Source organism: Pseudomonas gebzensis (assembly GCF_034427815.1).
GTDB lineage: Bacteria > Pseudomonadota > Gammaproteobacteria > Pseudomonadales > Pseudomonadaceae > Aquipseudomonas.
Genome location: NZ_JAXQNS010000001.1, coordinates 734669 through 759928, shown reverse-complemented (window position 1 = coordinate 759928; position 25260 = coordinate 734669). Strand labels below are relative to the sequence as shown.

Annotated in this window: 25 protein-coding genes; 9 read left to right on the top strand and 16 right to left on the bottom strand. The window is 64.3% G+C overall.

From position 1 onward, the window contains the following. Positions 1-166 precede the first annotated feature (166 nt). From SJI00_RS03645 to SJI00_RS03615, 7 genes are all read right to left on the bottom strand, one after another. On the bottom strand, positions 167-613 hold the full coding sequence (locus SJI00_RS03645; RefSeq protein ID WP_322460369.1) for a GNAT family N-acetyltransferase: 447 nt from the start codon (positions 611-613) through the stop codon (positions 167-169). A 36-nt stretch (positions 614-649) separates the two neighbouring features. Then, positions 650-1345 carry a hypothetical protein gene (locus SJI00_RS03640; protein ID WP_322460368.1) on the bottom strand — a complete coding sequence of 232 codons (696 nt, stop codon included), beginning with the start codon at positions 1343-1345 and terminating at the stop codon, positions 650-652. 218 nt (positions 1346-1563) lie between these two features. Next, positions 1564-2322 carry a meso-2,3-butanediol dehydrogenase gene (budC, locus tag SJI00_RS03635; protein ID WP_322460367.1) on the bottom strand — a complete coding sequence of 253 codons (759 nt, stop codon included), beginning with the start codon at positions 2320-2322 and terminating at the stop codon, positions 1564-1566. Between the two features lie 58 nt (positions 2323-2380). Then, complete coding sequence (gene lpdA, locus SJI00_RS03630; protein ID WP_322460366.1) at positions 2381-3778, bottom strand: dihydrolipoyl dehydrogenase; 1398 nt, start codon at positions 3776-3778, stop codon at positions 2381-2383. A gap of 9 nt (positions 3779-3787) precedes the next feature. Continuing rightward, positions 3788-5383: a dihydrolipoamide acetyltransferase family protein gene (locus SJI00_RS03625; protein WP_322460365.1), complete on the bottom strand. Its 1596-nt coding sequence runs from the start codon at positions 5381-5383 to the stop codon at positions 3788-3790. 2 nt (positions 5384-5385) lie between these two features. Next, the gene (locus tag SJI00_RS03620; RefSeq protein WP_322460364.1) at positions 5386-6405 is read right to left on the bottom strand and encodes an alpha-ketoacid dehydrogenase subunit beta; all 1020 of its coding nucleotides are present in this window, start codon (positions 6403-6405) and stop codon (positions 5386-5388) included. 11 nt (positions 6406-6416) lie between these two features. After that, positions 6417-7379, bottom strand: a complete 963-nt coding sequence (locus SJI00_RS03615) for a thiamine pyrophosphate-dependent dehydrogenase E1 component subunit alpha (protein ID WP_322460363.1) — start codon at positions 7377-7379, stop codon at positions 6417-6419. A gap of 209 nt (positions 7380-7588) precedes the next feature. On the opposite strand from SJI00_RS03615, the gene SJI00_RS03610 reads away from it, so the two are divergent. Together SJI00_RS03610 and SJI00_RS03605 are read left to right on the top strand one after the other, a co-directional pair. Continuing rightward, the gene (locus SJI00_RS03610) at positions 7589-10297 is read left to right on the top strand and encodes a winged helix-turn-helix domain-containing protein (protein ID WP_322460362.1); all 2709 of its coding nucleotides are present in this window, start codon (positions 7589-7591) and stop codon (positions 10295-10297) included. Between the two features lie 238 nt (positions 10298-10535). After that, positions 10536-10772, top strand: coding sequence for a hypothetical protein (locus SJI00_RS03605; protein ID WP_322460361.1), 237 nt, complete (start codon positions 10536-10538; stop codon positions 10770-10772). A gap of 148 nt (positions 10773-10920) precedes the next feature. Here SJI00_RS03605 and hchA read toward each other — a convergent pair whose 3' ends face one another. After that, positions 10921-11799, bottom strand: a complete 879-nt coding sequence (gene hchA, locus SJI00_RS03600; protein WP_322460360.1) for a glyoxalase III HchA — start codon at positions 11797-11799, stop codon at positions 10921-10923. 288 nt (positions 11800-12087) lie between these two features. Between hchA and SJI00_RS03595 the strand changes: the two genes are divergently transcribed. Beyond that, entirely contained in the window at positions 12088-12483 is a 396-nt protein-coding gene (locus SJI00_RS03595; RefSeq protein ID WP_322460359.1) for a GFA family protein, read from the top strand. A 176-nt stretch (positions 12484-12659) separates the two neighbouring features. After that, positions 12660-13091 carry a hypothetical protein gene (locus tag SJI00_RS03590; protein ID WP_322460358.1) on the top strand — a complete coding sequence of 144 codons (432 nt, stop codon included), beginning with the start codon at positions 12660-12662 and terminating at the stop codon, positions 13089-13091. 126 nt (positions 13092-13217) lie between these two features. Here the strand turns inward: SJI00_RS03590 and SJI00_RS22510 are convergent, their stop codons facing one another. The 5 genes from SJI00_RS22510 to SJI00_RS03570 form a co-directional block, all read right to left on the bottom strand. Further along, positions 13218-13295, bottom strand: a complete 78-nt coding sequence (locus tag SJI00_RS22510; RefSeq protein WP_416220993.1) for a DUF4113 domain-containing protein — start codon at positions 13293-13295, stop codon at positions 13218-13220. Beyond that, positions 13292-13867, bottom strand: coding sequence for a PIN domain-containing protein (locus SJI00_RS03585; RefSeq protein ID WP_322460357.1), 576 nt, complete (start codon positions 13865-13867; stop codon positions 13292-13294). Before SJI00_RS03585 ends, SJI00_RS22510 begins: the two co-directional genes overlap by 4 nt. Further along, positions 13867-14331, bottom strand: coding sequence for a helix-turn-helix domain-containing protein (locus tag SJI00_RS03580; protein WP_322460356.1), 465 nt, complete (start codon positions 14329-14331; stop codon positions 13867-13869). The genes SJI00_RS03585 and SJI00_RS03580 overlap by 1 nt, the downstream gene beginning before the upstream one ends. Before the next feature lie 178 nt (positions 14332-14509). Then, entirely contained in the window at positions 14510-15787 is a 1278-nt protein-coding gene (gene umuC / locus SJI00_RS03575) for a translesion error-prone DNA polymerase V subunit UmuC (RefSeq protein WP_322460355.1), read from the bottom strand. Positions 15788-16025: 238 nt separating this feature from the next. Beyond that, positions 16026-17408 carry an aminotransferase-like domain-containing protein gene (locus SJI00_RS03570; RefSeq protein ID WP_322460354.1) on the bottom strand — a complete coding sequence of 461 codons (1383 nt, stop codon included), beginning with the start codon at positions 17406-17408 and terminating at the stop codon, positions 16026-16028. A 120-nt stretch (positions 17409-17528) separates the two neighbouring features. Here SJI00_RS03570 and SJI00_RS03565 point away from each other — a divergent pair, with 120 nt between their 5' ends. Continuing rightward, positions 17529-18398, top strand: coding sequence for a DMT family transporter (locus SJI00_RS03565; RefSeq protein WP_322460353.1), 870 nt, complete (start codon positions 17529-17531; stop codon positions 18396-18398). A gap of 99 nt (positions 18399-18497) precedes the next feature. Here the strand turns inward: SJI00_RS03565 and SJI00_RS03560 are convergent, their stop codons facing one another. Continuing rightward, a complete protein-coding gene (locus SJI00_RS03560; RefSeq protein WP_322460352.1) occupies positions 18498-18926 on the bottom strand; it encodes a LexA family protein in 429 nt (142 codons plus the stop codon). Positions 18927-19030: 104 nt separating this feature from the next. On the opposite strand from SJI00_RS03560, the gene SJI00_RS03555 reads away from it, so the two are divergent. Further along, positions 19031-19780 (top strand): SOS response-associated peptidase family protein, encoded by a 750-nt coding sequence (locus SJI00_RS03555; RefSeq protein WP_322460351.1) that lies wholly within the window; start codon positions 19031-19033, stop codon positions 19778-19780. 152 nt (positions 19781-19932) lie between these two features. Here the strand turns inward: SJI00_RS03555 and SJI00_RS03550 are convergent, their stop codons facing one another. Together SJI00_RS03550 and SJI00_RS03545 are read right to left on the bottom strand one after the other, a co-directional pair. Further along, complete coding sequence (locus tag SJI00_RS03550) at positions 19933-20466, bottom strand: hypothetical protein (protein WP_322460350.1); 534 nt, start codon at positions 20464-20466, stop codon at positions 19933-19935. 165 nt (positions 20467-20631) lie between these two features. Then, positions 20632-21405 (bottom strand): AraC family transcriptional regulator, encoded by a 774-nt coding sequence (locus SJI00_RS03545; RefSeq protein ID WP_322460349.1) that lies wholly within the window; start codon positions 21403-21405, stop codon positions 20632-20634. Between the two features lie 242 nt (positions 21406-21647). Here SJI00_RS03545 and SJI00_RS03540 point away from each other — a divergent pair, with 242 nt between their 5' ends. Genes SJI00_RS03540 through SJI00_RS03530 form a run of 3 tightly spaced genes read left to right on the top strand, consistent with a single transcriptional unit; the run spans position 21648 to position 25212 of the window. Beyond that, positions 21648-23264 (top strand): APC family permease, encoded by a 1617-nt coding sequence (locus tag SJI00_RS03540; RefSeq protein ID WP_322460348.1) that lies wholly within the window; start codon positions 21648-21650, stop codon positions 23262-23264. Between the two features lie 23 nt (positions 23265-23287). Continuing rightward, the gene (locus tag SJI00_RS03535; RefSeq protein ID WP_322460347.1) at positions 23288-24214 is read left to right on the top strand and encodes a 4-hydroxyproline epimerase; all 927 of its coding nucleotides are present in this window, start codon (positions 23288-23290) and stop codon (positions 24212-24214) included. A gap of 50 nt (positions 24215-24264) precedes the next feature. Continuing rightward, a complete protein-coding gene (locus SJI00_RS03530; protein WP_322460346.1) occupies positions 24265-25212 on the top strand; it encodes a dihydrodipicolinate synthase family protein in 948 nt (315 codons plus the stop codon). Positions 25213-25260 lie beyond the last annotated feature (48 nt).

The following is a 25260-nucleotide window of genomic DNA, read 5'->3' as shown; positions in this document are numbered from 1 at the left end:
ACGGTCACCCTCTTTGCCCAAGGCCGGGCGTCTTGACGCGCCCAGTCCCACGGCATCCTGAAAGCATGGCACTTTTTTGAACTTTTGATTGTTTGGTGGCGACCAGGGTCGCACTGAAAGCGACCAGTGAAGCTACCGATGTCTCAAAACTCTGTAGGAGAACGCCCTACCGCTCGGCAGCACGCTTTTTTTCAAAACGCACATCGCCATCGTCCAGCGTTTGTGTGACCTGCCAGCCCAAGGTGCGGTAGAAGCCACTGGCGCGACTGGCTTGGGCGGTCTCCAGCCAGATCACGGCATGGTCGGCGAACAGGCTGGCTTCAGCTTGCGCCATCAGCGCCCTGCCGATACCGCGACCTTCAAACCCGGGTAACACGAACGCGGCAAACACACAGGCGTCTTCGCCATCGACCATGGAGAAGCCCACTGGCGCGCCGTCCACTTCGGCGATCCAGGCGCACGGGCTATGGTTGATCGCTTCGGCGATGGTCCCGGGGGTAATGCCCAGCTCGGCCAGCTGCTCAAGGTCGAGAGCGTTTTCGGTGACGCAGGTGCGGATAGTGAACAGCGCTGGAATGTCGCTGAGGGTCGCGGGCCGAATCGAGGTGGTCATCAGGCGGTGCCTCCTGCAGTGGCCTAGGTCCATCTGCTAATAGAAATCGTAATAGAACGCCCATTCCCCTGTTCTGGCGTTTTTCCAGAACAGCAAACTGCCGCTGTCGACCACGTTGAGGTTGATCTTGGCATCGGACGATACCTGGAACACGAACTCAAACCCGTCCGGCGGCTCGACGCCAGCCTGGCAGAACGACGGGAAGCCGCCGAACTTGTGCTCGTAGCAGTGGGTGGTGATGTCGTAATAACTGTTGATATCGCCGCTGCGCATCAGCGCGAGCACTTCGCGTTCCAGCTCCAGCGGCACGCCGCCGCCATCCCACAGCGGGCAGTCGCGCTCGACGAAGTGGGATTTCAGCGCAAAGGCTTTGAGCGGCGAAGCGGCCACCGCCAGGTCCTTGCGCACCAGGGTGTCGTGCTTGCCGTACTCGCGGATCAGCCAGTTGGCACCCATGGGTTCAAAGGGTTCGGGAAATCGGCGCGACATGAACAGCGTGAGCACGCGCACACCTTCAAGCTGCGGGTGGGCAGGGATCAGCGTGGGCAGGTGGAACTGGCCAATGGGCAGCATCGGTTCACCGGCGGCGTCCAGCGGCAGCGCTTGGTCGGGAGCGAACAGAAACACCCGGCCCAGCCAGCTTTCGTCATCGGTGTCGGTAGGACGAAAGCCGCCAGCGACCAGGCGCGTGGCGGGCCGGCCAAGGCGCTGCTTGAGAAGGTCGAGGTCCATGGCAAAGGCTTCCAGGGCGAAGTGGCCGCTCAGGGTGCCTCGCCCATCTGCGCATTGCAACGCCCTGGGCTCAGTACGAAAAACCTCGATACTCGCCCATGCTGCGTTGAAAACGCCCTCGGAATGCTCATGTACTCCAGTACACTCCGCTTCCTCGGCCGTTTTCGCCTTGCCTGGCCTTCGTCTCGAGGCTTTTCGTACAGAACCTAAGCCGCCATTCAGGACACCTTGGGCTGCCCGTCCGACGCCGTCACGCCGCCGTCCACCGGCAGGTTCACACCATTGACGAAGCTGGCATCGTCGCTGGCCAGGAACGCGATCACCGCCGCCACTTCGCTGGGCAGCGCTTCGCGTTGCAGGGGAATGCGCTCGTTGAATTTGTCGCGAATCGACTGCTCCCAGCCCCAGGTCATCGCCGTGCGGGTCAGGCTTGGGCACACGGCATTGGCGCGCACGCCCTGGGCGCCGTGGTCCAGCGCCAGGGCGCGGGTGTAGTTGACCACCGCGCCTTTGCTGGCGCAGTAGAACGCTGCGCCCCAGTCGCCCCCCAGGCCCGACACCGAGGCAGTGCTGACGATATTGCCGCGCCGCTCGAGCAGGTGCGGCAGGGCCAGCTTGCTGCAGAAGATCACCCCGTCGATGTTCACCGAAGCAATCTTGCGCCAGTCGGCTTCGGTGGTTTCAAGGGTGGTGCCAGGGATGTGCACCCCGGCATTGTTGACCAGCACATCCAGCCCGCCGAAGCGCTCGACGGTGGCGTCGATCATCTGCTGCACCGAGGCCAGGCTCGACACATCCACCTGCACGGCCAGCACCCGCTCGGCGGGCAGCTCAGCGGCCACGGCCTGGGCTTTTTCCAGGTTCCAGTCAGCCAGCACCACCCGGGCGCCCTCTTCGGCAAAGCGCCGCGCGGTGGCCTCGCCAATGCCTGCGGCGGCGCCGGTGACCAGCACTACTTTTTCGTGGAATCGATGCATCGCGGTATCCCTCTGCGGATCAAACAGGACGGCGCCAGCACTGCGGCGCCGTGTCGGATTACTGGTGCAAGGCCTTGCCGCTGGCGGCCAGTACCGCCTCGTGCATGGCTTCGCTCAAGGTCGGGTGGGCAAACACCACCTGGCTCAAGCTCTGCTCGGTGGCTTCCAGCGCCTGGGCTATGCCCAAGCCCTGTATCTGTTCGGTCACTTCCGGCCCGACCATGTGCGCGCCGAGCAGCTCGCCGCTGTCGGCATCGAAGATGGTCTTCACGAAACCGCCCGCCTCGCCCATGGCCAAGGCTTTGCCATTGGCTTGATAGTCGAAGCGGCCGATGTTCAAACGCCGCCCGCTGGCTTTGGCAGCGGCCTCGGTCAGGCCGAGGCTGGCGACCTGTGGCCGGGCGTAGGTGCAGCCCGGGATGAAGGCTTTGTCCAGCGGATGCACACCCTCCACGCCCGCGAGTTTTTCCACGCACAGCACCCCTTCGTGGCTGGCCTTGTGCGCCAGGCATGGCGCGCCGGCGACATCGCCAATGGCGTACAGGCCGGCGACGTTGGTGCGGCACCACGGGTCGGTCTTGATGAAGCCGCGCTCGATCTCCACCCCCAGCGCTTCCAGGCCGAGGTCTTCGCTGTTGGCTTGAATGCCCGCGGCCAGCAACACCCGCTCGACACCAATCTGCTCTTCGCGGCCATCGGCCAGGCGCACGCTGCACTGCGCCTGCTCGGCGTCACTGCGCACCGCGCTGACGCTGGCCTGGGTCAGCACGCGAATACCGCGCCGCTCGAACTCGCGCTGCACCAGGCTGGCCACCTCGCGGTCTTCGGCGGGCAGGATCTGCCCAGCCACTTCGACCAGGGTCACGGCGCAGCCGAGGTCGTGGTACAGGCTGGCGAACTCCACCCCGATTGCCCCGGAGCCCACGACCAGCAGCGACGCCGGCACCTGTTGCGGCACCAGCGCCTCGAAGTAGCTCCAGATGCGCTCGCCGTCCGGCACGATGGCCGGCAGCGGACGCGGCCGGGCGCCGGTGGCGAGGATGATGTGCTTGGCCTGCAGCGCGCGCTCGCCCTCTGCCGAGGTGACACTGACGCACCCCTTGGCCGTGAGCCGAGCGCGGCCGTCGAACACCGTGATGCCGTTTTTCTTCAACAGATACGCGATGCCACCGGTGAGGGTCTGCGACACCTCGCGGCTGTGGGCGACCAGCGTGCCGATATCGAATTCTACCTGCCCGACGCTGAAGCCGAAGGTGCCCGCCTGCTGCAGGGTGTGCGCCACCTCGGCGCCCCTGAGCATGGCCTTGGTGGGGATGCAGCCCCAGTTCAGGCAGATGCCGCCCAGGTGCTGTTTTTCCACCAGTGCCGTGCGCAGGCCCAATTGCGCGGCCCGAATCGCCGCCACATAACCGCCCGGGCCACCGCCAATGATCAGTACATCGAATGCCTCGTTCATGGCAGCCTCCTAGACCAGCATCAAGGTGGGGTTTTCCACCAGGCGCTTGAGGGCCTTGAGGAAGGTGGCCCCCAACGCGCCGTCAATGACCCGGTGATCGCACGACAGGCTCACGCTCATCTGCATGCGTACGGCAGGCTGGCCGTCGTGCACCACGACCCGCTGCTCGCCCGCACCAATGGCCAGAATCGCGCCTTGAGGCGGGTTGATGATGGCGTCGAACTGGCGCACGCCGAGCATCCCCAGGTTGGAGAGGCTGAAGGTGCCGCCCTGGAATTGCTCCGGCTTCAAGGTGCCGGCCTTGGCCTGGGTGGCCAGGGTGAGCATTTCGGCCGACACCTCGGCCAACCGCTTGCGGTTGGCCTGGCGGATGATCGGGGTGATCAAACCGCCCTCCAGGGCGACCGCCACGGCGATGTCGGCGTCCTGATAGCGCCGGACTTCCTGGCGCTCGGCGTCGTACTGCACATTCACGCCCGGCACCTGCACCAAGGCCTGGGCGCAGGCCTTGATCAGCAGGTCATTGACCGAGAGCTTGACCGCCGGCACCGAGGCGTTGATTTCAGCGCGCAGGGCCAGCAGGCGCTCCAGGTCGAGGTCGGCATGCAGGCGGAAATGCGGGGCCTCGCGCTTGGAGGCCTGCAAACGTGCGGCAATGGCCTTGCGCATGCCGCTCATGGGCAAGGTTGCAAAGGCGTCCGCGCCAGCCTGGGGTGCGGCCTGGCGGGTGGCAGCGTCGCTCGCCGGCAGCGCGGCAAGGCTACGCTGCTGCTCCACATCGGCCCGGCACACCCGGCCGCGGCTGCCAGTGGCACGGCAATCGTGCAGGTTGATGTGCCATTGCTGAGCCAGGCGCCGCGCCAGCGGGGTGGCGGCGACCTGACTGTCGTCGGCTCGCGACGGTGCTGCCTGAGTGGCCTTCTGTGCGGGCGAGCGGCTGGCGACCTGGCCACCGGCTGCGCGGATAGCGGCTTCGATGTCGGCCACGCTGACGCGGCCTTCGCGGCCTGAACCGGGCACATGGCCGAGGTCCAGACCCAGTTCTGCAGCCAGTTTCAGTGCATGGGGGGTAGCGAAGGTATCGGCTGCAGTGGTCCCGAGCAGGGCTGGCGGCACCTGCCAGGTGCCAGTCGGGTGCGCACTGGCATTGCCGGTCTCGACGCTACCGGCCTGCGCCGCGCTGCTAGACGCCTGGGGCGTCTGGGCGGGGTTGGCCGAGCCCTGCCGGGCCTGTCCGGCAGTGCCAACACCGGCAGCGGAGCCCCCGCCACTGGCGGCCTGCACCGCGGCATCGGCGGCTGAGGCCGGCGCTGCTGCGCCGCGCTGGGCCAGATAGGCATCGATCTGCGCCTCACTGACCGACGCCTCGGCCACCACGCCAAGCACGCCGCCCACCGCAATGGTCTCGCCCGGCTGCGCCACCTTTCGCCGCAGCACCCCGGCGAACGGCGCCTGCAACACGTTGGCGATCTTGCTGGTCTCGATCTCGCACACCTCCTGCTGCTCAGCGAAGGTGTCGCCCTCCTCGATCAGCCAGCTGGTCAGCGTGCCCTCCTCCATCGACAGGCCCCATTTGGGCACCTCGATTGCGCGAATGTCACTCATGTTCAGCCCTCCATCACGGTGCGAACGGCGGCTTCGATGCGGTCCACACTGGGAATCCAGGCCTGCTCGAGCACCGGTGAGAACGGCACAGGCGTATGCGGCGGGGTGACCATGATGATCGGCGCCTTGAGCCGGTAGAAGGCCTGGGAGGCGATCAGCGCGGCGATGTCATGGGCGAAGCCCATGCGCGCTGCCGACTCGTCGACGATCACCACCCGGCCCGTGGAGGCGACCGATTCGAGAATCCCGTCTTCATCGAGCGGCGACACGGTCCGCGGGTCGACCACCTCCACCGAAATGCCTTCTGCGGCCAGTTTGTCGGCCACTTCGTTGGCCTTGTGCACCATCGCCGCCAGGGCAATGATCGTCACGTCGGTGCCGTGGCGGGTGTAGTTGGCCACGCCAAACGGGATGGTGTAGGCGTGTTCGGGTACCTCGCCCTTGAGGTCGTAGAGAATCTTGTGCTCGCAGAACACCACCGGGTCATCGTCGCGGATGGCCTGGATCAGCAGGCCCTTCACATCGTAGGGGTTGGACGGCACTACCACTTTGAGCCCCGGCGTGGTGGCGAAGATGTTGTAGGGCGATTGCGAGTGCTGGGCGGCAGCGGAGAAGCCAGCGCCGATCATGCCGCGAATCACCAGCGGCGCCTTGGCCTTGCCGCCGAACATGTAGCGGAATTTCGCCGCTTGGTTGTAGAGCATGTCGTGGCAGACGCCGAAAAAGTCCATGAACATCAGCTCGGCCACCGGGCGCAGGCCGGTCACGGCAGCGCCGGCGGCCATGCCGATGATCGCCGATTCGGTGATCGGCGTGTCGATCACCCGCGAGGAGCCGAACTGGGTCCACAGGCCCTTGGTCACCCCCAGCACGCCGCCAAAGGCTTCACCTTTACTGCCGACTTCAGCGGTGCCCGCCTGGCCGCCGCAGACGTCTTCACCGATCACCACCACGCGGGGATCAAGTTGCATTTCCTGGGCCAAGGCTTCCTTGACCGCTTCACGATAGGTACGCATTGCCATGGTGCAGCTCCTCAGTAGGCGACGTAGACGTCTGTCAGCAGTTGGTCTACCGAGGGGTACTCGGCGGCGCGGGCCTTGCTCACGGCATCATCGACCTGGGCCTGCACCTCATCGTCGATGGCCTGCAACGCCTCTGCACTGAGCTGGCCGGCGACACGCTCGATGAAGATCTGCAACGGGTCATGCTCCTTGCGCAGGCGTTCCACCTCACCGTCAGCGCGGTAGAGCATCGGGTCGCCTTCAAAATGGCCATGCCAGCGATGGGCCACGGCCTCGATGGCGCTTGGCCCCTCGCCGTTGCGGGCGCGCTCGACGGCGACCGCCACCGCCTCGTACACGGCGAAGAAGTCCGTGCCATCGACCTTCACCGCCGGCATCCCGAAGCCCGCTGCGCGGCCAGCGATGTCGCGGCCGCCGACCGCGTAGTCATGCCCGGTGGCTTCGCCGAAGCCGTTGTTCTCGAACACGAACACCGCAGGCAGCTTGAGCACCACGGCCATGTTCATGGCCTCGAACACCAGGCCCTGGTTGGAGCCGCCGTCGCCAGTGAACGACACCGCCACGTTGCGCGTACCGAGGGTTTTCGCCGTCAGCGCTGCGCCGATGGCCAGGGGCGGGGCGCCACCGACAATCGCGTTGGCGCCGAGCATGCCTTTGCTGAGGTCGGCGATGTGCATCGAGCCGCCCTTGCCGCGGCACAGGCCGGAGGCCTTGCCGAAGATTTCCGCCATCATGCCGTGCAAGTCGCAGCCCTTGGCGATGCAGTGGCCGTGGCCGCGGTGGGTAGAGCCGATGTAGTCGGCGTCGGTGAGGTTTTCGCACACGCCGACGGCGATGGCTTCCTCGCCGCTGTACAGGTGGATGAAACCGGGGATGTCCCCGGTGGTGTTTTCCTGGTGCAAGCGCTCCTCGAACACGCGGATTTCCCGCATCTTGCGATAGGCCTGGAGCAGTTGTGCCTTGCTGAGTGACATGCTTCGCCCTCATCTGTGTTGTTGTAGGAAGGGATCGCTGACCTGAGTCAGGCGACCGACGACAGCGTGGCGCTACGGTAGGAAACTCTGCCCGCGGCCATAACCACCCGGATGGGGGGGCGGCAAAGCCCCCCCACGCGGATTACCCTTGCCAAACGCGTGTCTACAACAACAATGATCGCCACTCGACCGCACCAGGATGACCGTCCATGGATCACCTGATACCTCCCGCTGCTGCGGCCTATGGCCACGGCGCCTATAGCCTGGGCCACGGCCTGCCGCTGATCGGTACCAAGCTCGGCCCGCCGCGCGCAGCCGGCACGCAACTGCTGCGCACCCGCCTGCTCGACGCCCTCGATGGGCTGCACACGCGCACCGTGGCGCTGGTGTGCGGCGGTGCCGGATTCGGCAAGACCACCCTGCTCAGCCAGTGGCGCCAGCGCCTGCTCGATCAAGGCCACGCTGTGGCCTGGTTGAGCCTGGACGAGCAGGACGACAGCCCGGACTACTTTCGCCGCTACCTGCTGGCGGCGCTGGGCAGCGTCGAGCCGAGCCTGAACGAGGCGTGTGAGCCCTTGTCAATCGGCGCCGCCGGCTTTATCCGCAGCCTGATCAACCAGCTCGATTCGCGCCAGGCGCCGCTGTACCTGGTGCTGGACGACGCGCACCTGGTCAGCCATGCGCTGATCGAGCACGACCTGCTCGACCTGGTGTTGCATGCCCCCGCCTGCCTGCGCCTGGCCATCGGCAGTCGCACCGCCACGCACTTGCCCCTGAGCCGTCTGCGCGCCCGCCAGCAGCTGGTGGAGATCGACGCCAACCAACTGCGTTTCACCCTCGATGAGGCCGAGGGCTACTTTGCCCGCGCCACCGAGCTGCACCTGGACGCCGCCGAGCTGCAACACCTGCTGCGCCTGACCGAAGGTTGGATCACCGGCATGCAGATGGCGTGTTTGTCGACGCCCGTCGCGGCCGATCCGACCGGCCGCTGGGCGCACCTGGAGCGCGGCTCGCGGGTGATCGGCAGCTACCTGCAGGATGTGGTGCTGGCGCCACTGCCGGCCGAGGTGCAGCGCTTTCTGGTGCAAACCTCGGTGCTCAACCGCTTCACCGCCGCGTTGTGCAACGCCGTGACCGGACGCGAGGACGGCGAGCGCATGCTGGCCTTCATCGAGCGGCACAACCTGTTCATTTCCTGCCTCGATGCTCAGGGCCAGTGGTTGCGCTACCACGCGCTGTTCGCCGAAACCTTGCAACAACGGCTGCACGCCAGCGATGTCGATGTCGCATCGCTGCATCAACGCGCCAGCAACTGGCTGGCCGCCCACCAGCACTGGGCCGAGGCCATCCGCCATGCCCTGGCCGCCGGGCAATTGGCCAATAGCACCGCGTGTGCCGACAAAGGCGCGCAGTCCCTGGCTGAAGAAGGCGATGTCGACACCCTGGTGCGCTGGCTGCACAACTTGCCGGCCAGCGCCCAGTTGCCACTGGACGAGCAACGCATCGACCTGCAACTGAACCTGAGCTGGGCCCTGGCCCATCGCTTTCGCTTTGCCGAGTCGCGCCAGTTGCTCGTCGACCTGCACCTGTTGCTGGCACAACCCGGCGTGAGCCCGCGCCTGCTGATCAAGCGCCAAGTGATCTGCGCCATCAACGAATCGTTCGCTGAACACATCAATCACGGCCTGGCCCAGGTCGAGCCGCTGCTGGCGCAGATTCCCTGCGGCGACCGTTGGGTCGATGGGCTGGTGTGCAACATCCTCAGCTACGGCTATCTGGTGCGCGGGCGCTACCTCGATGCGCAAGCCGTGCAGCGCCACATGCCCTGCCCGAGCACCCCGGCCGAGAACCTGTTCGTGAGCGTCTATCGGGCGTTCATCCTGGGCCTGAGCCAGGTGCGCCAGGCAGATCTGGCCGGCGGCGAACACCACTATCGTCAGGCCCTGGCCCATGCCGAACAGCTGACCGGCGCGCAGTCCAGTGGCAGTGCCACCCTCACCGCCCTGCTGGCCGAGCTCTGGTACGAGCGCGGCGACTGGCCAGCCCTGACCCGCGAGCTGCAACCACGCCTGCCGCAGATCGATGCCATCGCGCCGCTGGACGCGCTGTTCAGCGCCTACCGCGCCCTCGCCCGCAGCGCCGTGCAGGCCGGTGATCCCAGCCAGGCCATGCGCTGGCTGGAACATGCCCAGCAACTGGCCACTTCGCGCCGCTGGCCGCGCCTGCAAGGGCTGCTACTGGCTGAGCAGGTGCGTGTGCAGGTGTTGGCGAACGCGCTCGGCACCGCGCGGCAGTGGTGTCAGCAGTTGGCGCGATTGCGCGCTGAACACCAGGCCGATCCGCACCTGTGCCGCGTGCTTGAACGGTGTCTACGCAGCAGCCAGGCCTGGCTGCTGGCGGGGAGCGCAGACTACCTGGAGGCCGCTCAGCTGTGGGCCATGCAGGTGGCCGATGACGAGCGTGACGGCCAGCCACTCGAAGGCCTGCGCGCCCGTGCGCACTGGGCCTGCACCTTATGGAACGCCGGGCACACCCGGCATGCGGCAGAGGTCATGGTGCCGGTGTTGGAGGTGGGTCAGGGGCAAGGCTTGCAGCAGACCCTGCTGGATGCAGGGCCTTGCCTGACGCCGTTGCTGGAGGCCTGCGCCGCGCTCAAACCTTCACTCCAGCCCTACACGCAGCACGTGCTGCGCACCGGTCCGGGTGGCGAGCCTAGCGTGGCGCTGAGCCTCAGCGAACGGGAACGCCAGACATTGCACCTGGTGGCGCGCGGGCAGTCGAACAAGGAGATTGCCCGCAGCCTGGATATTTCCAGCGAGACGGTAAAGTGGCACTTGAAGAATCTGTATGCAAAATTGCAAGTGACCAGTCGGATACAGGCCATGCACCGCGCGCGGGCGCTGAGTTTGCTGGATTGAGCGGGATGAGCAGGCTTTTGCCCGACCGCTGGACCGATTGCGACGCGAAGCACGGCATGACATCGACGTGACGTCATCGCTGAACGTGCGGATCAAAGGCGGGCGTCTGGCTGCCGCGCACGGCTATCTACCCCCCTCGGGGCAACGTAGACTGCCTCGGCGGCATCGCGTTGTCCGAGCGGACCTACCCCGACGCGTGACACCGCTCACCTGAAGACTTCACTTACTGGGAACACCTATGAGCCTTACCGAACAGTTGGACACCTTACGTATCGCCAAGGACCTGCGCCTACCCATCGAGCGACTGATGCGCGCACTGGACGATGCTGCAGACGCCAACGAGGTTGCTCAAGAGGCGCAAATCCAGATCGAGTTCGTGCAGGCCATGGAGGCCGCGAAGAAAATTCGCGGCCCGCAGGTCGAGGCGCTTTACATCCTCTTCGACGATGCTGTGCAGGCGCGACTCAAGGCCTAGCGCGTAAAGCGCCGGCCGATGGCCTGCCTGACCAAGCGCTGGTCATGGTGCGCATCCGCAGCGCATACACACGGCTCAGGCGACCGGCGCACGCCTAAGCCGCAACACGCGGCGAACCCAGACGGCCCGCGCACCACTGGCGGGCATCTCAGTCGCCCTTGACCGCCTCCAGCAACACCTTGGCCGCCAACTTGCCCAGGTTATTCCCGGCCAACGGACTGTCACCCGACAGCAACTTGCGATCCTGTAGCGTCGCCCCGGAAATGTCCTTGTTCACGATCTCCATGCCCAAGGCCTGCAAGCGCTCGCCAAACTTCCAGGTCAGGTGCCCAGGCATGTAGCCGATGTCCGGCGTCTGCGCATCCATCGTGTCTGGGAAGGCGCACAGCTTGTAACCTTTGAACGGGAAGCTGTCGCGGTCCTTGCCCAGCCCTGCCGCCAGCAACGCCGCGGGCCCATGGCACAGGGAAATGACGAACTTGTCGTGCGCCACGGCCCAGTCCAGCACGCCCTTGACCTCGGTACTGTCTGGCAAGCCGATCAGCGCACCATGGCCCCCGGGAATGAACACGCCGAGGTAGTCGGAGCCGTCGCCCAGCGCCTGTTCCAGCACCTCGCTGAGTTTCAGCGGCTGCTTGAACTGGTCGCGGTATTTGGCATAGAAACCCTTCACCTCGGCGTCTTCGCCGGGCATTGCCCAGAACTCGAACTTCACCGGATTGCCAGACACCGTCGCCACGTCGATGGCGAATCCGGCCTTGTCCAAGTGATACATCGGCAGCAGCGTTTCCACGGGGTGGTTACCGGTGGAGAACATCGTGCCGTTGTCTGTCAGCAAGTAGCGCTCGTCGGCGCCGATCATCAGCACCTTCCAGCGGCCGCCGGTATAGGGCGACGGATAGTCGGCGCCGCCGAGGTCGGATTTGGCTGAAGTGAACTGGCTGAGGGAGTACGGCGAGGGGAAGAAGGCGTTGTCTTCGGCAAGGTCGGGGGTGGGGCGTTTGTCGTCGCTGTGCGAGGTGCTCATGCGGTTCTCCAAGGCGAAGGACGGGATCGGGGGCAGGCATGGATCAGCAATGCGTCCCCGGCAGCCTGGTTTGACCGGGTGCACGCGGCAGCCGTTCCCGCTGCGCATCGATCCAGTGGCGCCGCCCACACACTGTGCGGCGTTTGGAAAAAGACCGGTGGCCGAGGATGATGCCCGTACGTGTTGCGCTAGACGCCTGTTCAGACCGCTGCATCAGCACACGGTCGTTATCGGTACGGTCGTCCGCCCCCTGCATCCACCACAGATTCGCCACGCTTAGGAGACGTCATGAAAGGAAGCTGCGCATGCGGCGCCACGGGCTATGAAATCGACCACCTCGACTCGCCCATCGTGCACTGCCACTGCACAACGTGCCGCAAGACCCACGCGGCGGCCTACGTCTCCACGGCAGGCGTGCGAAGAGCGCACTTTCGATGGCGCCATGGACACACAGCCTTGCGCGCCTACGAGTCCTCGCCCGGCAAGCTGCGGCATTTCTGCGGCCAGTGCGGTTCGCACCTGGTCGCCGAGCGCGTGGGTGTCGACCTGTTGATCGTGCGTGTCGCCACGCTGGACGATGCACCCGCCGCCACACCCGACAGCCACATCTGGACCGAGCACGATGTGCCGTGGCTTGAGGGTCAGGGCCTGCCGCGCTACCGGCAATGGCAACCGGGCCGATAGATGCCTGGTCAGCCCTCTCAGCGCCAGCGCTTGGCAGCGACCGTCAACTTATCAACAGCTGGCTCGCATGGTGTTGCGAGGGCTGTCGTGCAAAAATCCTGCTTGCACGTGAACCCACATTGAAGAAACACGCAGTCATGTCGCATGACAGATCGCTGCTCAGGACAGCTGAACCCATGGCCAAGATCATTGACGACAGCTGGACCAAAGCGGTCGTGATATCAACAATTTTTAGCAGCGCAATTGGCTCACTGTTAATTTTGATTTATCTCTATTGGGGAAAAATAGACTCGATCGAACGCGATATCACATCATTCCTCTTCAGCTATATACTTGTCACTTCAGTCAGCGTTACGGGTACTCTCGTAGGCTCTTTGGTCGTAGGCGTCCCTGTGGCGATGCTTTCAAGAAGACTGCACCCTGCCGCTTCCTTCAAGGGCAGCCTGCTTATTGTGGGCACTGCGCTTTTCATCTGGCTAGCCGTGCTGGCATGGCCTGTCAGGGGCCTGTTCGAAATCCATTACTCAGATATCTTGCTTTTAACTCCTTATACTTTCTGCTCAGCAGTCGCATTCGCCTATATGGTTTACTGGAATAAATGTATATGACGCGAACAAGGTTAAGGCCACAAGATTTATTCGAGTTCCCTGTTTACGGCATTACGTTCCAACTACCCAGATTCATCGCTCCGAAACAAAACAGATGGCGCGGCATCGCCCAGCGCTACCGCTCACCTACCGCCACAACTGATCCATACGCGTGGTATACGCCTCGCTCATCAGCTCGCGACGCATCGATACTCCGACGTTCAGATCAGAAGCTCATACTCGGAAATCCGTTTGACGATTTCAGGTAGCCGCTGCTTGAGCAGCGTATCCAGCAACTCCCGTGCGCAATACGTTGGATGCTTCAACGCTGCGCGCTGCCTTCGAACCGCCTCAAGCACCGCAGCTTGATCAAGATCCCAGATATCGGACAGAAAAACATCCGGGTGTAGCGCTTCCACCTCGAAGCCCTTCAAGATGTCCGCCGGAAAATCTTTGAGGTTGTAGGTAACGATTACCGAAGCCCCACACTTGATGGCAGCTGCGAGGACATGCCTATCGTCCTCATCTGGAAGTTCCAAGCCCTGCACCAGTGGCTCGTACTCACAGACCAACGAGTCAGGGATGGCTTGATTCATGAAGGCGACAGTGCGCTCAAGTTGTCCTGCGCCTACATCAGGTCGGTTCTTCAATACGTTCCGGGTCCACTCAGCATGAATCTGCACCGACCAACGCGCGCGGTACGCGCCGGTCAACGCCAGATGCATCAACAAATCACGCAGAGGGGCTGGATAAAGCACGCAGGCGTCATAAATGACCGTAAACGGGGAATGCCGCATCAGTACCCCATTCCCAACGCCTGAGCCTGAGCCGCCAACGCGGCCATCGCAGCCTGACTGGTGCTGTCGCGGTCGTTTTTGTAGGCCATGAGGTCGGTGAACTTGATACGCCGATGGCTGCCCGTTTTGGTGTGGGCAATGAGCCCCTCGTCCAGCAACTTGACCAGATGAGGACGCGAGACATTGAGAAGGTCTGCCCCCTCCTGAGTTGTCAACTCTGCATGGATAGGCACCACTTTCACGGTATTGCCCAACGCCAGTTCGCTCAGTATGTCGCCCAGCAGACGCAGGGCGAATGTCGGCAACTCGACGATCTGCCGCTGCTGAACGTCGTCGACCAGCTCGATACGCTGGGTTTCCGACTCTGTGGACAGGAATGCTGCGATCTGGCGACTGGACTCAATTGCCGCAGCAATGGCTCTTTCGTCAGGAAGATGCGTTCTTTTTGAATCGATGATGTTCATGGATAGCCTCCACGGGCTGATGAATAGGTTGGGCATTGATACGCAGATTCACCGATTGTTATCCGAAACAAACGAAACAGCAATATTCGAAACAGTCGAAATACCTTTATCTGCATTATTCTTCCAACCGAGCCACCTGCATGGCCGTCGTCCTGGCGCCGCCACCCAGCGCCCAGCGCTACCGCTCACCTACCCGCCACAACTGATCCATCCGCGTCGTATACGCCGCACTCATCAGCTCGCGGCGCATCGCCCAATCCGCCACGTGCGGCACGCCGCCACTGCGCAGGACCTCGCGGCCATAGCGCGCATTCACCTGATCGAGCACGGCCATCAGCTGGTTGCTCCTGGCCGACTGCGACGGCGCGAACAGATCGTCGCTGAACTGCCCCGCCGGGCACAGATCCAGCAGCAGCACCTCGGCCTTGCTGTAGCGATAGCCGGGGCGATACAACCGGGCCAGCGCCTCGGTGGCAGCACGTGTGAGCAGCAGCGTGTCATTGGTGGGGTACGGCAGCTCGACCAGTGCGGCTTGCGCGTGGTGCCGCTCGTTGGGGTTGAAGATGCCCGTGCGGATGCTCACCCGCAGGCGCTTGCACCAGGAGCCCTGGGCGCGCAACTTTTGCGCCGCGCGCCCGGTGTAGCTGGCGACGGCTTCGCGGATGGGCGCGAGCTGCTCCAGGCGCATGCCGAACATGCGACTGCAGCAGATTTCCTGCTTCGGCGCGCTGGCGTCATCGAGGTCCAGGCAGGACAGCCCGCCCAGCTCGCGCGCGGTCTTCTCCACCACCACGCTGAACTGCTGGCGCAACAGGCGCGGGTCGGCGATGGACAGGTCTTTTGCGGTAACGATGCCCAGCGCCTGCAAGTGTGCAGTCATGCGTTTGCCGATGCCCCAGACGTGTGCCACATCGGTATTGCGCAAGGTCCATTCGCGCTTGACCGGATCGGCAAAATCCAGCACCCCGCCCGTGCGCGCCTGCCATTGCTTGGCGGTGTAGTTGGCCAGTTTGGCGAGGGTCTTGGTGCTGCCGATGCCGACCCCGACCGGGATGCCGGTGCAGCGCAGCACTTTGTCGCGGATGGCCATGCCTAGCGTGGTCAGGTCACCCGGTACGCCAGTGAGGTCAGCGAAGCACTCGTCGATCGAGTACACCTCGCAGGCCGGTACCATGGCCTCGATCAAGGCCATTACCCGCTCGCTCATGTCGCCGTACAGCGCGTAATTGGACGAGAACGCGACGATCCCATGGCGCTGCAAACGCTCACGCGCCTTGAAATACGGCTCGCCCATTTTCACGAACGGCTTGGCGTCGTAGGAGCGGGCAATGATGCAGCCATCGTTGTTGCTCAGCACCACGATGGGCGTGTTGGCGAGGTCTGGCCGGAACACCCGTTCGCAACTGGCGTAGAACGCATTGCAGTCGATCAGGGCAAAAACGCGGTCACGGCTCATGACGGGGTGCGCGTTCAGGCTGGCGAGCGGTGGCTGTGGTGGCGGGGGTATGGCGGTGGGTGCGATGCATGGAAAGGCCTCCTGATGACTGTATGGGCATACAGTTAAAAGTAAGGGTCCGGTCGCGTCAACGCTGTCTGGGAAAATTGCCGACCAACGCGTGGGTAGCCCATGCAATCAGCGGGCGACTCGCGCAGCCTCGGCGCAACGTCCAGCGAACGATCGATGCGCCCCGCAGCTAGGCGTTCAACGCCCGTTTCAATACCTCGAAGATCCTCGCATCACTCGACTGAGCCACGTTGAATCGCAGGAAATCGCCCGCCGTCATGGACTGGCTGAATGCATTGCCAGGTGCGAGCACCACGCCTTCACTCAGACAGGCCTTGGCGAGCGCGGCGGCATCCTGGCCCTGCGCAAGCTTGCACCACACGTACATGCCTGCCTGCGGCGTGATCCAGGGTTCGATACCCAGGGCCTCAAGCTTGGGAAGCGTTTTCTGCATGGCGTCAGCCAACTTGAGGCGGACATTTTCCATGTGCTTTCGATACCCGCCGCCCGTCATCGCGTGATAGATGATGTCCGCCGCCAGGCGTCCTCCCCCGAACGTCGTGGCGATCTTCAGATCAACCAGGCCCTCGATCCACTCACTTCGTGCGGCGATGTAACCGCATCGAATCGACGCGGAAATGGTTTTGGAAAAGCTGCCTATCTGAATCACCCGCGCAAGGCCATCGAACGCAGACAGGCGTGGCGCAGGGGTGTTTTCGAAATCCGCGAAGATGTCGTCTTCGACGATGATCAGGTTGGAGGTGTCGGCGAGCTTCAGCAGCGTGTGCGCGGTCATGGGCGACAGCGTTGCGCCGGTGGGGTTATGGATGCCGGCGTTGGTTATATAGAGCCGAGGAGCGTGTTCGCGTAGCGCCGCACCGAATGCCTCGGTGTCCGGGCCTGTGCGCGTGTAAGGGACGCCGACGACAGTCACCCGATGCGCCTTGAGCAGTGCATGGAAGTTGAAATAACACGGGTCATCGACGAGAACGGTGTCTCCCGGTTGCAGCAGGAAACGGCAGATCAGGTCGATGGCATGGGTGCCGGATTCAGTGAGCATCACCTGTTCGGCTGACGCCTGGATGCCGATGCCGGCCAGTCGTCGCGACAAGAACTGCCTGAGCAGCGGATGGCCAAGGGGTGAGGCATATTCAGTCAGGGTCGGTGTTTCGGCGCGCGCAACGATTCGCAGTGCCTTACGCATGCCAGCTTCGTACATCCAGGCTGCAGGTAGCCAGCCGCAGCCGGGTTTCAACACGTCGCCAGGCGCTTGCAACGACAAGCGCGAGATCCACAGGGGGTCGACGTTGCGGTCGAGCCTGGGCTCAAGCTCGGTCAACACCAACGGCGCCACCGGCCCTGCCACGTAGAAGCCGGCGCCAGGCCGCGAGCTGAGCGTGCCCTCGGCCACCAACCGCTCATAGGCTTCCAGTACCGTTGAAACCGAGACCTGCATGGCCGTGGCCATGGCCCTGACCGACGGAATTCTCGCACCTGGTGTGTAGGTTCGAGACGCTATCCGGGCCTGGATTTCGCTCATCACGGCGTGAGTTCGCGTGGCGTTGCGGGTCATCGCACCCTCGACTGTATTGAGTTTAAAGGCATAACAGTTCGGTTGAATTGTGCGGGATTGTACATGGCCCGCATGCACCCGTCAGTGATCTACTCGCCCCCACTTCTCGAGGAATCACCGATGGAAAAAACGACCCGTGGCTGGGTGAACGGCTTCGTGGGTGTCGCTATCTTTGCGGGCTCGCTACCCGCAACGCGGGTCGCCGTAACGGCGTTCGAACCCACCTTTCTGACCTGCGCCCGCGCAACGATTGCCGCCTTGCTGGGCGCGCTCTTTCTGCTCGTGTTGCGCCAGCCTCGGCCCAGCCGCACTGACCTGTCGTCACTGGCAATCACTGCAGTGGGGGTTGTCATCGGTTTTCCGTTACTGACCGCCCTGGCCCTGCAACATGTCACCTCTGCGCATTCGATCGTGTTTGTCGGGTTGCTGCCCCTGTGCACCGCAGGCTTTGCCGTGATGCGGGGCGGCGAGCGACCTCGGCCACTGTTCTGGCTGTTCTCGTCGATCGGTGCCGGGCTGGTCGTCGGCTATGCATTGATGAACGCGGGAGAGGCCTCGGCGCTGGGCGATCTGCTGATGATGGCTGCGGTGGTTGTGTGTGGATTGGGGTATGCGGAGGGCGCGCGTCTGTCGCGGACCTTGGGCGGTTGGCAGGTCATCAGTTGGGCGTTGGTGGTGGCATTGCCGCTCATGCTGCCGCTGACCATCACGTCTTTCCCTGCGCTCGACACCCTCGCCAAGGTCAGCGCCCCCGCGTGGCTCAGCCTTGGCTACGTGTCGCTGTTCAGCATGTTGCTCGGGTTCGTGTTCTGGTACCGCGGGCTCGTGCAGGGCGGCATTGCGGCGGTGGGCCAACTGCAACTGCTTCAGCCCTTCATGGGGCTTGGGCTGGCCGCACTGCTGTTGCACGAGCAGGTCAGCGGGATGATGCTGCTGGTGACGCTGGGCGCGGTCATGTGTGTGGCCGGGGCCAAGCGCCATGCCCGGTAGATCAAGCGCAGGCACCGAGGAGATTGTTCGGCTCAGGCGTAGCTTGGCAATGACCTGAGCACCACAGAGATCGGCGCCTGCCGCTGCCGCGCACACCGCTCACCCGCTGTGGTCACGCACGCTGTAGCGCACAACCCCCCAGATCACCAGGTCATCGCCCTCGCCCACCGTGCGCGGGGCAAACGCCGGGTTTTCCGAGAGCAGGCTCAGCTCGCTGCCGCGCCGGTGCAGGCGCTTGCACACCGGCTCGCAGTTGATGGCGGCGATCACGATATCGCCGTGCTCGGCTTCACGGTCGCGGTCGACGATCAGCAAGTCGCCGGAGTAGATACCGGCGCCGCACATGCTGTCGCCCTCGACCTTGACCAGGTACACGTGCGGCGCCCGCAAGCTGAACAGCTCGTCGAGCGAGATGGGCCGTTCCATGTGGTCGGCGGCAGGCGACGGAAAGCCGGCCGGGATATGGAAGGCATACACGGGCATGCGCAGGGGCCCGCCCGTCGGTGGGCCGAGAAAGATGATGGTCATGACGCGAATTCCAGCGGAAACTGTATATGTATACAGTTAACGTCGAACGTGGCCGCGCCGTCAATCTGCCGCAGCGCCCAGCCGACCAACGCACGAGGTGACGCATGTGTGGCCGCTACTCACTTTACGAAAGCATGGACTTCTACCTGCGCCAGCTGGCCCTGGACAAGGTGGTGATCAATGGCTATGACGACGAGCGCATCAACCGCTACAACGTCGCACCGCGCAGCCGGGTCGAACTGATCCGGCCCGTGCAGGGCGGACTGAGCATCGACCGGGTGACCTGGGGCTGGGCGCCGCACTGGGCCAATGGCAAGGGCCCGGTGCCGATCAACGCGCGTGGCGAAACGGTGCTCAGCGGGCGCTTCTTCAAGTCATTGTGGCCCCACGGCCGCGTTCTGGCGCCAGCCAATGGCTGGTTCGAGTGGGTCGCCGACCCGGCTGGAGGCAAGGGCAAGCAGGCGTACTACATTCGTGCGGCCAACGATGAGCCGCTGTTCTTTGCCGCGTTGGCGCAGGTCTCGAACGACCCTGAGCAGCGCAAGCGGGATGGCTTCGTGATCCTCACCGGTGCGGCAGACGAAGGGCTGCTCGATGTGCACGACCGCAAGCCGCTGGTGCTCACGCCGACCCTGGCGCGCGAGTGGCTGGACCCGGCCACCCCCGCGCACCGGGCAGAAATGATCGTGCGCGAGGGGTGCCGGCGAGCGACGGACTTCACCTGGCACCCTGTGGGTAGCGCGGTGGGGAATGTGCGCAATGAGGGGGCGGCACTGATTCAACGGGTCGCGCTGAAGGGCGAGCCCTCGCAGGGCCAGCAAACAGTCAACACGCCGGGCCGCACTAGTGGGTGACGAAAGTCTGCTAGGTTCTGTACGAAAAACCTCGATACTCGCCCATGCTGCGTTGAAAACGCCCTCGGAATGCTCATGTACTCCAGTACACTCCGCTTCCTCGGCCGTTTTCGCCTTGCCTGGCCTTCGTCTCGAGGCTTTTCGTACAGAACCTAGCGATAGACAAGGCTCACACAGACCACAACGGTCAGCACGACCATCAGCAGGCAGAGGCACTTTGTCCATGACGCCTGATCACGGCTGGCCCGTTCCAGCTCGAGGATGCGCCGCGTATCCGACGTGATCTGCAACGACGCAGTGGCAACGTCATTGTCGGTGGAAAAGCGATCCCCGTACGCGGCAATGATGCTGCCGCCCGCCCCAGCGGCCGAAAGGTTGAACATGACGCTCAGCACCTCCAAGGTAGCGCTTGCCACCTCGCCCAGACCCGCATCGTGGAACACCACTGTGCTCCACACCGGTACGAACGCCCCAAAACCGATGATGGTCAAACCTTTGGCAATCCTCGACGCTCTCATCTCGATCAGCAGGTAGAGCACCACCGTGGCAGACGCGGTCATCGCCACCATGCCCGCAATGGGATAACCGTAGAGCCTCAATCCTCCCGTACCTGCGACCAGGCAGCCAAAGCTGAGGATCAGCAGACTCAAGCCCAGCGCCGTGAACATCTTTCTTGGGGCAGTCATTGCCATTTCTTCCTATCGAATCACGCAAGGTTGGCTCAACCTGCCCGATCAGGCAGGAGCACTCGCGCCACCATGCGCGGCGCTGATTCATGGAGACGCCCGTATGGAGGGTGGGTCACATGGCAGAGGGGGCACCTTGCTGCTGAACGCTGATCGTCGAACAGATCAGCTTGCCGTCGCCTTGCGATATTGGCGCGGCGTAAACCCCGTCAACTGCTTGAACTGCCGGCTGAACGCACTGTGATCGGTGTACCCGCAGCGCAGCGCCACCTCGGTGATCGGCACGTCCGAATGCAGCAGCCGGTGGGCCTGCTCCAGCCGCGCCTTGTGAATCATCTGCCGCGGCGTGAGGTGGAAGACACGCTTGCAGTAGCGCTCCAGCTGGGCCACCGAAATGCCGGCGATGCGGGTCAGCTCGCCCATACTGATGGGCTGGTGAAAATGCAGGCGGATGTGCTCGTCCACCGCCGCCAGGCGCTGGTACGCCGGGTGGGTGTGGGCGGCGCCCTGCAGGTCGACCGAGATGCCCACCAGGCCGATGATGTCCCCGCTCTGGTTGTACAGCGGGCGCTTGTGGGTCAGGCACCAGCCGGGTTCGCGGCTGCCGTACAGGTGCAGTTCCAGTTGATCTTCCAGCACCAGCCCTTCCTTGAGCACACGCCGGTCCTGCTCGGTATAGCCGGGGCCCAGTTGTGCCGGAAACACCTCGGCGCTGGTCTTGCCGAGCAACGGTTGCAGGCGCTTGAGCCCGCAACGCTGCACCAGCGTGGTGTTGGCCAGCACATAGCGCGCCGCTGAATCCTTGATGAAGATCGCGGCATTGGGGATGGCGTCGAGGATCGGCAGCAGCAGCGAGACCCCGGCGAGCAACGCTTCGAGGTTGGCCGGGCGGTATTGCTCCAGGCACGGATAGAGGAGCGCCAGCGGGGTGTGGGTCATCTCTCGAGCCCTTGTGCGATGAGGCCTGGAGCCTAGCGCCGTGGCCTTTGTCGCCGCCACAGCTTTCTGCCGACTGTGCCGATTTCGTCACGGCACCTGCCGAAAACCATCAAGAACCGTCGCCCGGATCGGTTCAGGCTATGCCCCATGTACGCCGCCCACGCCCAACAACAACGCGGCCCATACGCCACACCTCGTGACATCAGACCTGCCTATCCAATAACCAACAAAAAGGCGAACCCATGTCAGGCAAATTCAAGAAACAGTTGTCATTGCTGGACCTCACCTTCATCGGCCTTGGCGCCATCTTCGGCTCGGGCTGGCTGTTCGCCGCCAGCCACGTGTCGGCCATCGCCGGGCCTGCGGGCATCCTGTCGTGGTTCCTCGGCGGCTTTGCCGTGCTGCTCCTGGGCATCGTGTACTGCGAGCTGGGCGCGGCGCTGCCGCGGGCCGGCGGTGTGGTGCGCTACCCGGTCTACTCCCACGGCCCACTGCTGGGCTACCTGATGGGCTTCATCACCCTGATCGCCTTTTCCAGCCTGATCGCCATCGAGGTGGTCGCCTCGCGCCAATACGCAGCGGCCTGGTTTCCGGGGCTGACCAAGACCGGCTCCAGTGACCCCACGGTGCTCGGCTGGCTGGTGCAATTCGCCCTGCTCGGGCTGTTCTTCGTGCTCAATTACCGCAGCGTGAAAACTTTCGCCAAGGCCAACAACCTGGTCAGCGTGTTCAAGTTCATCGTGCCGCTGCTGGTGATCGGTGTGCTGTTCACCTTCTTCAAGCCCGAGAACTTCGAGGTACAGGGCTTTGCCCCGTTCGGCCTCTCGGGTGTGGAAATGGCGGTGTCGGCCGGTGGCGTGATTTTCGCCTACCTGGGCCTGACGCCGATCATTTCGGTGGCCAGCGAAGTGAAGAACCCACAGCGCACCATACCCATCGCGCTGATTCTCTCGGTCTTGTTGTCGACTGCCATCTACTCGCTGCTGCAACTGGCGTTTCTCGGCAGCGTGCCGACTGAAATGCTCACCAACGGCTGGGCTGCCGTGTCCAAGGAGCTGGCCCTGCCCTACCGCGACATCGCCATGGCCCTTGGCGTGGGCTGGTTGGCCTACCTGGTGGTAGCCGACGCGGTGATCTCGCCCAGCGGCTGCGGCAACATCTACATGAACGCCACGCCTCGGGTGATCTATGGCTGGGCGCAGACCGGGACCTTCTTCCGCTACTTCACGCGCATCGACGAGCAGTCCGGCATCCCGCGCCCGGCGCTGTGGCTGACCTTCGGCCTGTCGGTGTTCTGGACCCTGCCGTTCCCGTCGTGGGAAGCGCTGATCAACGTGGTCTCTGCCGCGTTGGTGCTGAGCTACGCAGTGGCCCCGGTCACCGTTGCCGCGCTGCGCCGCAACGCCCCTGACATGCCGCGCCCGTTCCGGGTCAAGGGCATGGGCGTGCTGGGGCCGCTGTCGTTCATCATCGCCGCGCTGATCGTGTACTGGTCGGGCTGGAGCACCGTGTCCTGGCTGCTGGCCCTGCAGATCCTGATGTTCGTGCTGTACCTGTTGTGCGGCCGCTTCGTACCCACCCAGCACCTGTCGCTGGGCCAGCAGGTGCGCTCCTCGGCCTGGCTGATCGGTTTCTACGCCGTGACCATTTTGCTGTCATGGCTGGGCAGCTTCGGCGGCCTGGGGGTGATTGGCCATCCGCTCGACACCGTGGCCGTGGCCGTCTGCGCCCTGGGCATCTACTACTGGGGCGCGGCCACTGGCGTACCGGCACACCTGGTGCAGTTGGAGGGCGAGGATGAAAGCGAAGCCGTCAACGACACCGCCACCGGCCAGCACGGCACTGCCGTCGCTTCCTGACTGACCCGCTGATGGAGAAGCACATGCAGCACGTTCACATCATCGATTCCCACACCGGCGGCGAACCGACCCGCCTGGTGCTCAAAGGCTTCCCGCAGCTGCTGGGCTCAACCCTGGCCGAACAGCGCGACGAGCTGCGCGAGCGGCATGACCACTGGCGCCGCGCCTGCCTGCTGGAGCCGCGCGGCAACGACGTGCTGGTAGGCGCGCTGTACTGCCCGCCCGTGTCGCCCGGCGCCACCTGCGGGGTGATCTTCTTCAACAACGCCGGTTACCTGAACATGTGCGGCCACGGCACGATTGGGCTGATTGCTTCGCTGCGCCACCTGGGCCTGATCGAGCCGGGCATGCACCTGATCGACACCCCGGTCGGCCAGGTCAGCGCCAGGCTGCATGAAAACGGCGAGGTGACGGTCGGCAACGTACCGTCCTACCGCTATCGCCAGCAGGTTGCGGTCAGCCTGCCCGGCCACGGCGTGGTGCACGGGGACGTGGCCTGGGGCGGCAACTGGTTCTTCCTGCTCAGCGAGCATGGCCAACGCCTGGAACTGGACAACCGCGACGCCCTCACCGACTACACCTGGGCATTGCTCAACGCCCTTCAAGCGCAAGGCGTCACCGGGGAAGACGGCGCGCCCATCGACCATGTCGAGCTGTTCGCAGACGACCCCGAGGCCGACAGCCGCAACTTCGTCATGTGCCCCGGCAAGGCCTACGACCGCTCGCCTTGTGGCACCGGCACCAGCGCCAAGCTGGCGTGCCTGGCCGCCGACGGCACGCTGGCCGAGGGCCAGATCTGGTTGCAGGCGAGCATCACCGGCAGCCAGTTCCAGGGCCGTTACGAGCGTGACGGCGAACACATCCGCCCGTTCATTACCGGCCGCGCCTACATGACCGCCGACAGCACCTTGCTGATCGATGAGCAAGACCCCTTCGCCTGGGGCATCTGAGCCCCTTCTTATCGAACCTTGAACACCGCACATCGCCAGGAGCGACCTCAATGAACAACAACCTCTTCAGCGGCACCATGCCGGCCCTCATGACCCCCTGCACCGCCGATCGCACACCGGACTTCGACGCCCTGGTGCGCAAGGGCCGCGAACTGATCGACGCCGGCATGAGCGCGGTGGTGTACTGCGGCTCGATGGGCGACTGGCCGCTGCTCAGCGAAGCCGAGCGCCAGGAAGGTGTGGCCCGGCTGGTGGCTGCCGGCATTCCGACCGTCGTCGGTACAGGGGCGGTGAACAGCCGTGAGGCCGTTGCCCATGCCGCGCATGCCGCCAAGGTCGGCGCGGCCGGCCTGATGGTGATTCCGCGAGTGCTCAGCCGCGGCGCATCCCTGATCGCGCAGAAGCATCACTTCGCGGCGATCCTCGCGGCTGCCCCGAACCTGCCGGCGGTGATCTACAACAGCCCCTACTACGGCTTCGCCACCCGCGCTGACCTGTTCTTCGAGCTGCGCCGCGAATTCCCCAACCTGATCGGTTTCAAGGAGTTCGGCGGCGGCGCCGACCTGCGCTACGCCGCCGAACACATCACCTCCCAGGACGATGCCGTGACGCTGATGGTCGGCGTCGACACCCAGGTGGTGCATGGCTTCGTCAACTGCAACGCCACCGGCGCGATCACCGGCATCGGCAACGCCCTGCCGCGCGAAGTGCTGCAACTGGTCAGCCTGAGCAAGCAAGCGGCCAAGGGCGATGCCCGCGCGCGCCGCCTGGCGCGCGAGCTGGAAGCAGCGCTCGGGGTGTTGTCGTCGTTCGATGAAGGCTGCGACCTGGTGCTGTACTACAAGCACCTGATGGTGCTCAACGGCGACCGCGAATATGCCCTGCACTTCAACGACACCGACGCGCTGACCGACGCCCAGCGCAACTATGCCGAGCAGCAGTACACGCTGTTCCGCAACTGGTACGCCAGTTGGTCAGCCGAGCAGAACCTGGCGTGATGCACCGGGGCTGCGTGGCAGCCCCGCTCCAGCCCGATGCCGGGCAGT

Coding starts and splice junctions, on each gene's coding strand:
- SJI00_RS03645 (WP_322460369.1), bottom strand. CDS start 613: ATGACCACCTCGATTCGGCCCGCGACCCTCAGCGACATTCCAGCGCTG.
- SJI00_RS03640 (WP_322460368.1), bottom strand. CDS start 1,345: ATGGACCTCGACCTTCTCAAGCAGCGCCTTGGCCGGCCCGCCACGCGC.
- budC (WP_322460367.1), bottom strand. CDS start 2,322: ATGCATCGATTCCACGAAAAAGTAGTGCTGGTCACCGGCGCCGCCGCA.
- lpdA (WP_322460366.1), bottom strand. CDS start 3,778: ATGAACGAGGCATTCGATGTACTGATCATTGGCGGTGGCCCGGGCGGT.
- SJI00_RS03625 (WP_322460365.1), bottom strand. CDS start 5,383: ATGAGTGACATTCGCGCAATCGAGGTGCCCAAATGGGGCCTGTCGATG.
- SJI00_RS03620 (WP_322460364.1), bottom strand. CDS start 6,405: ATGGCAATGCGTACCTATCGTGAAGCGGTCAAGGAAGCCTTGGCCCAG.
- SJI00_RS03615 (WP_322460363.1), bottom strand. CDS start 7,379: ATGTCACTCAGCAAGGCACAACTGCTCCAGGCCTATCGCAAGATGCGG.
- SJI00_RS03610 (WP_322460362.1), top strand. CDS start 7,589: ATGGATCACCTGATACCTCCCGCTGCTGCGGCCTATGGCCACGGCGCC.
- SJI00_RS03605 (WP_322460361.1), top strand. CDS start 10,536: ATGAGCCTTACCGAACAGTTGGACACCTTACGTATCGCCAAGGACCTG.
- hchA (WP_322460360.1), bottom strand. CDS start 11,799: ATGAGCACCTCGCACAGCGACGACAAACGCCCCACCCCCGACCTTGCC.
- SJI00_RS03595 (WP_322460359.1), top strand. CDS start 12,088: ATGAAAGGAAGCTGCGCATGCGGCGCCACGGGCTATGAAATCGACCAC.
- SJI00_RS03590 (WP_322460358.1), top strand. CDS start 12,660: ATGGCCAAGATCATTGACGACAGCTGGACCAAAGCGGTCGTGATATCA.
- SJI00_RS03585 (WP_322460357.1), bottom strand. CDS start 13,867: ATGCGGCATTCCCCGTTTACGGTCATTTATGACGCCTGCGTGCTTTAT.
- SJI00_RS03580 (WP_322460356.1), bottom strand. CDS start 14,331: ATGAACATCATCGATTCAAAAAGAACGCATCTTCCTGACGAAAGAGCC.
- umuC (WP_322460355.1), bottom strand. CDS start 15,787: ATGAGCCGTGACCGCGTTTTTGCCCTGATCGACTGCAATGCGTTCTAC.
- SJI00_RS03570 (WP_322460354.1), bottom strand. CDS start 17,408: ATGACCCGCAACGCCACGCGAACTCACGCCGTGATGAGCGAAATCCAG.
- SJI00_RS03565 (WP_322460353.1), top strand. CDS start 17,529: ATGGAAAAAACGACCCGTGGCTGGGTGAACGGCTTCGTGGGTGTCGCT.
- SJI00_RS03560 (WP_322460352.1), bottom strand. CDS start 18,926: ATGACCATCATCTTTCTCGGCCCACCGACGGGCGGGCCCCTGCGCATG.
- SJI00_RS03555 (WP_322460351.1), top strand. CDS start 19,031: ATGTGTGGCCGCTACTCACTTTACGAAAGCATGGACTTCTACCTGCGC.
- SJI00_RS03550 (WP_322460350.1), bottom strand. CDS start 20,466: ATGACTGCCCCAAGAAAGATGTTCACGGCGCTGGGCTTGAGTCTGCTG.
- SJI00_RS03545 (WP_322460349.1), bottom strand. CDS start 21,405: ATGACCCACACCCCGCTGGCGCTCCTCTATCCGTGCCTGGAGCAATAC.
- SJI00_RS03540 (WP_322460348.1), top strand. CDS start 21,648: ATGTCAGGCAAATTCAAGAAACAGTTGTCATTGCTGGACCTCACCTTC.
- SJI00_RS03535 (WP_322460347.1), top strand. CDS start 23,288: ATGCAGCACGTTCACATCATCGATTCCCACACCGGCGGCGAACCGACC.
- SJI00_RS03530 (WP_322460346.1), top strand. CDS start 24,265: ATGAACAACAACCTCTTCAGCGGCACCATGCCGGCCCTCATGACCCCC.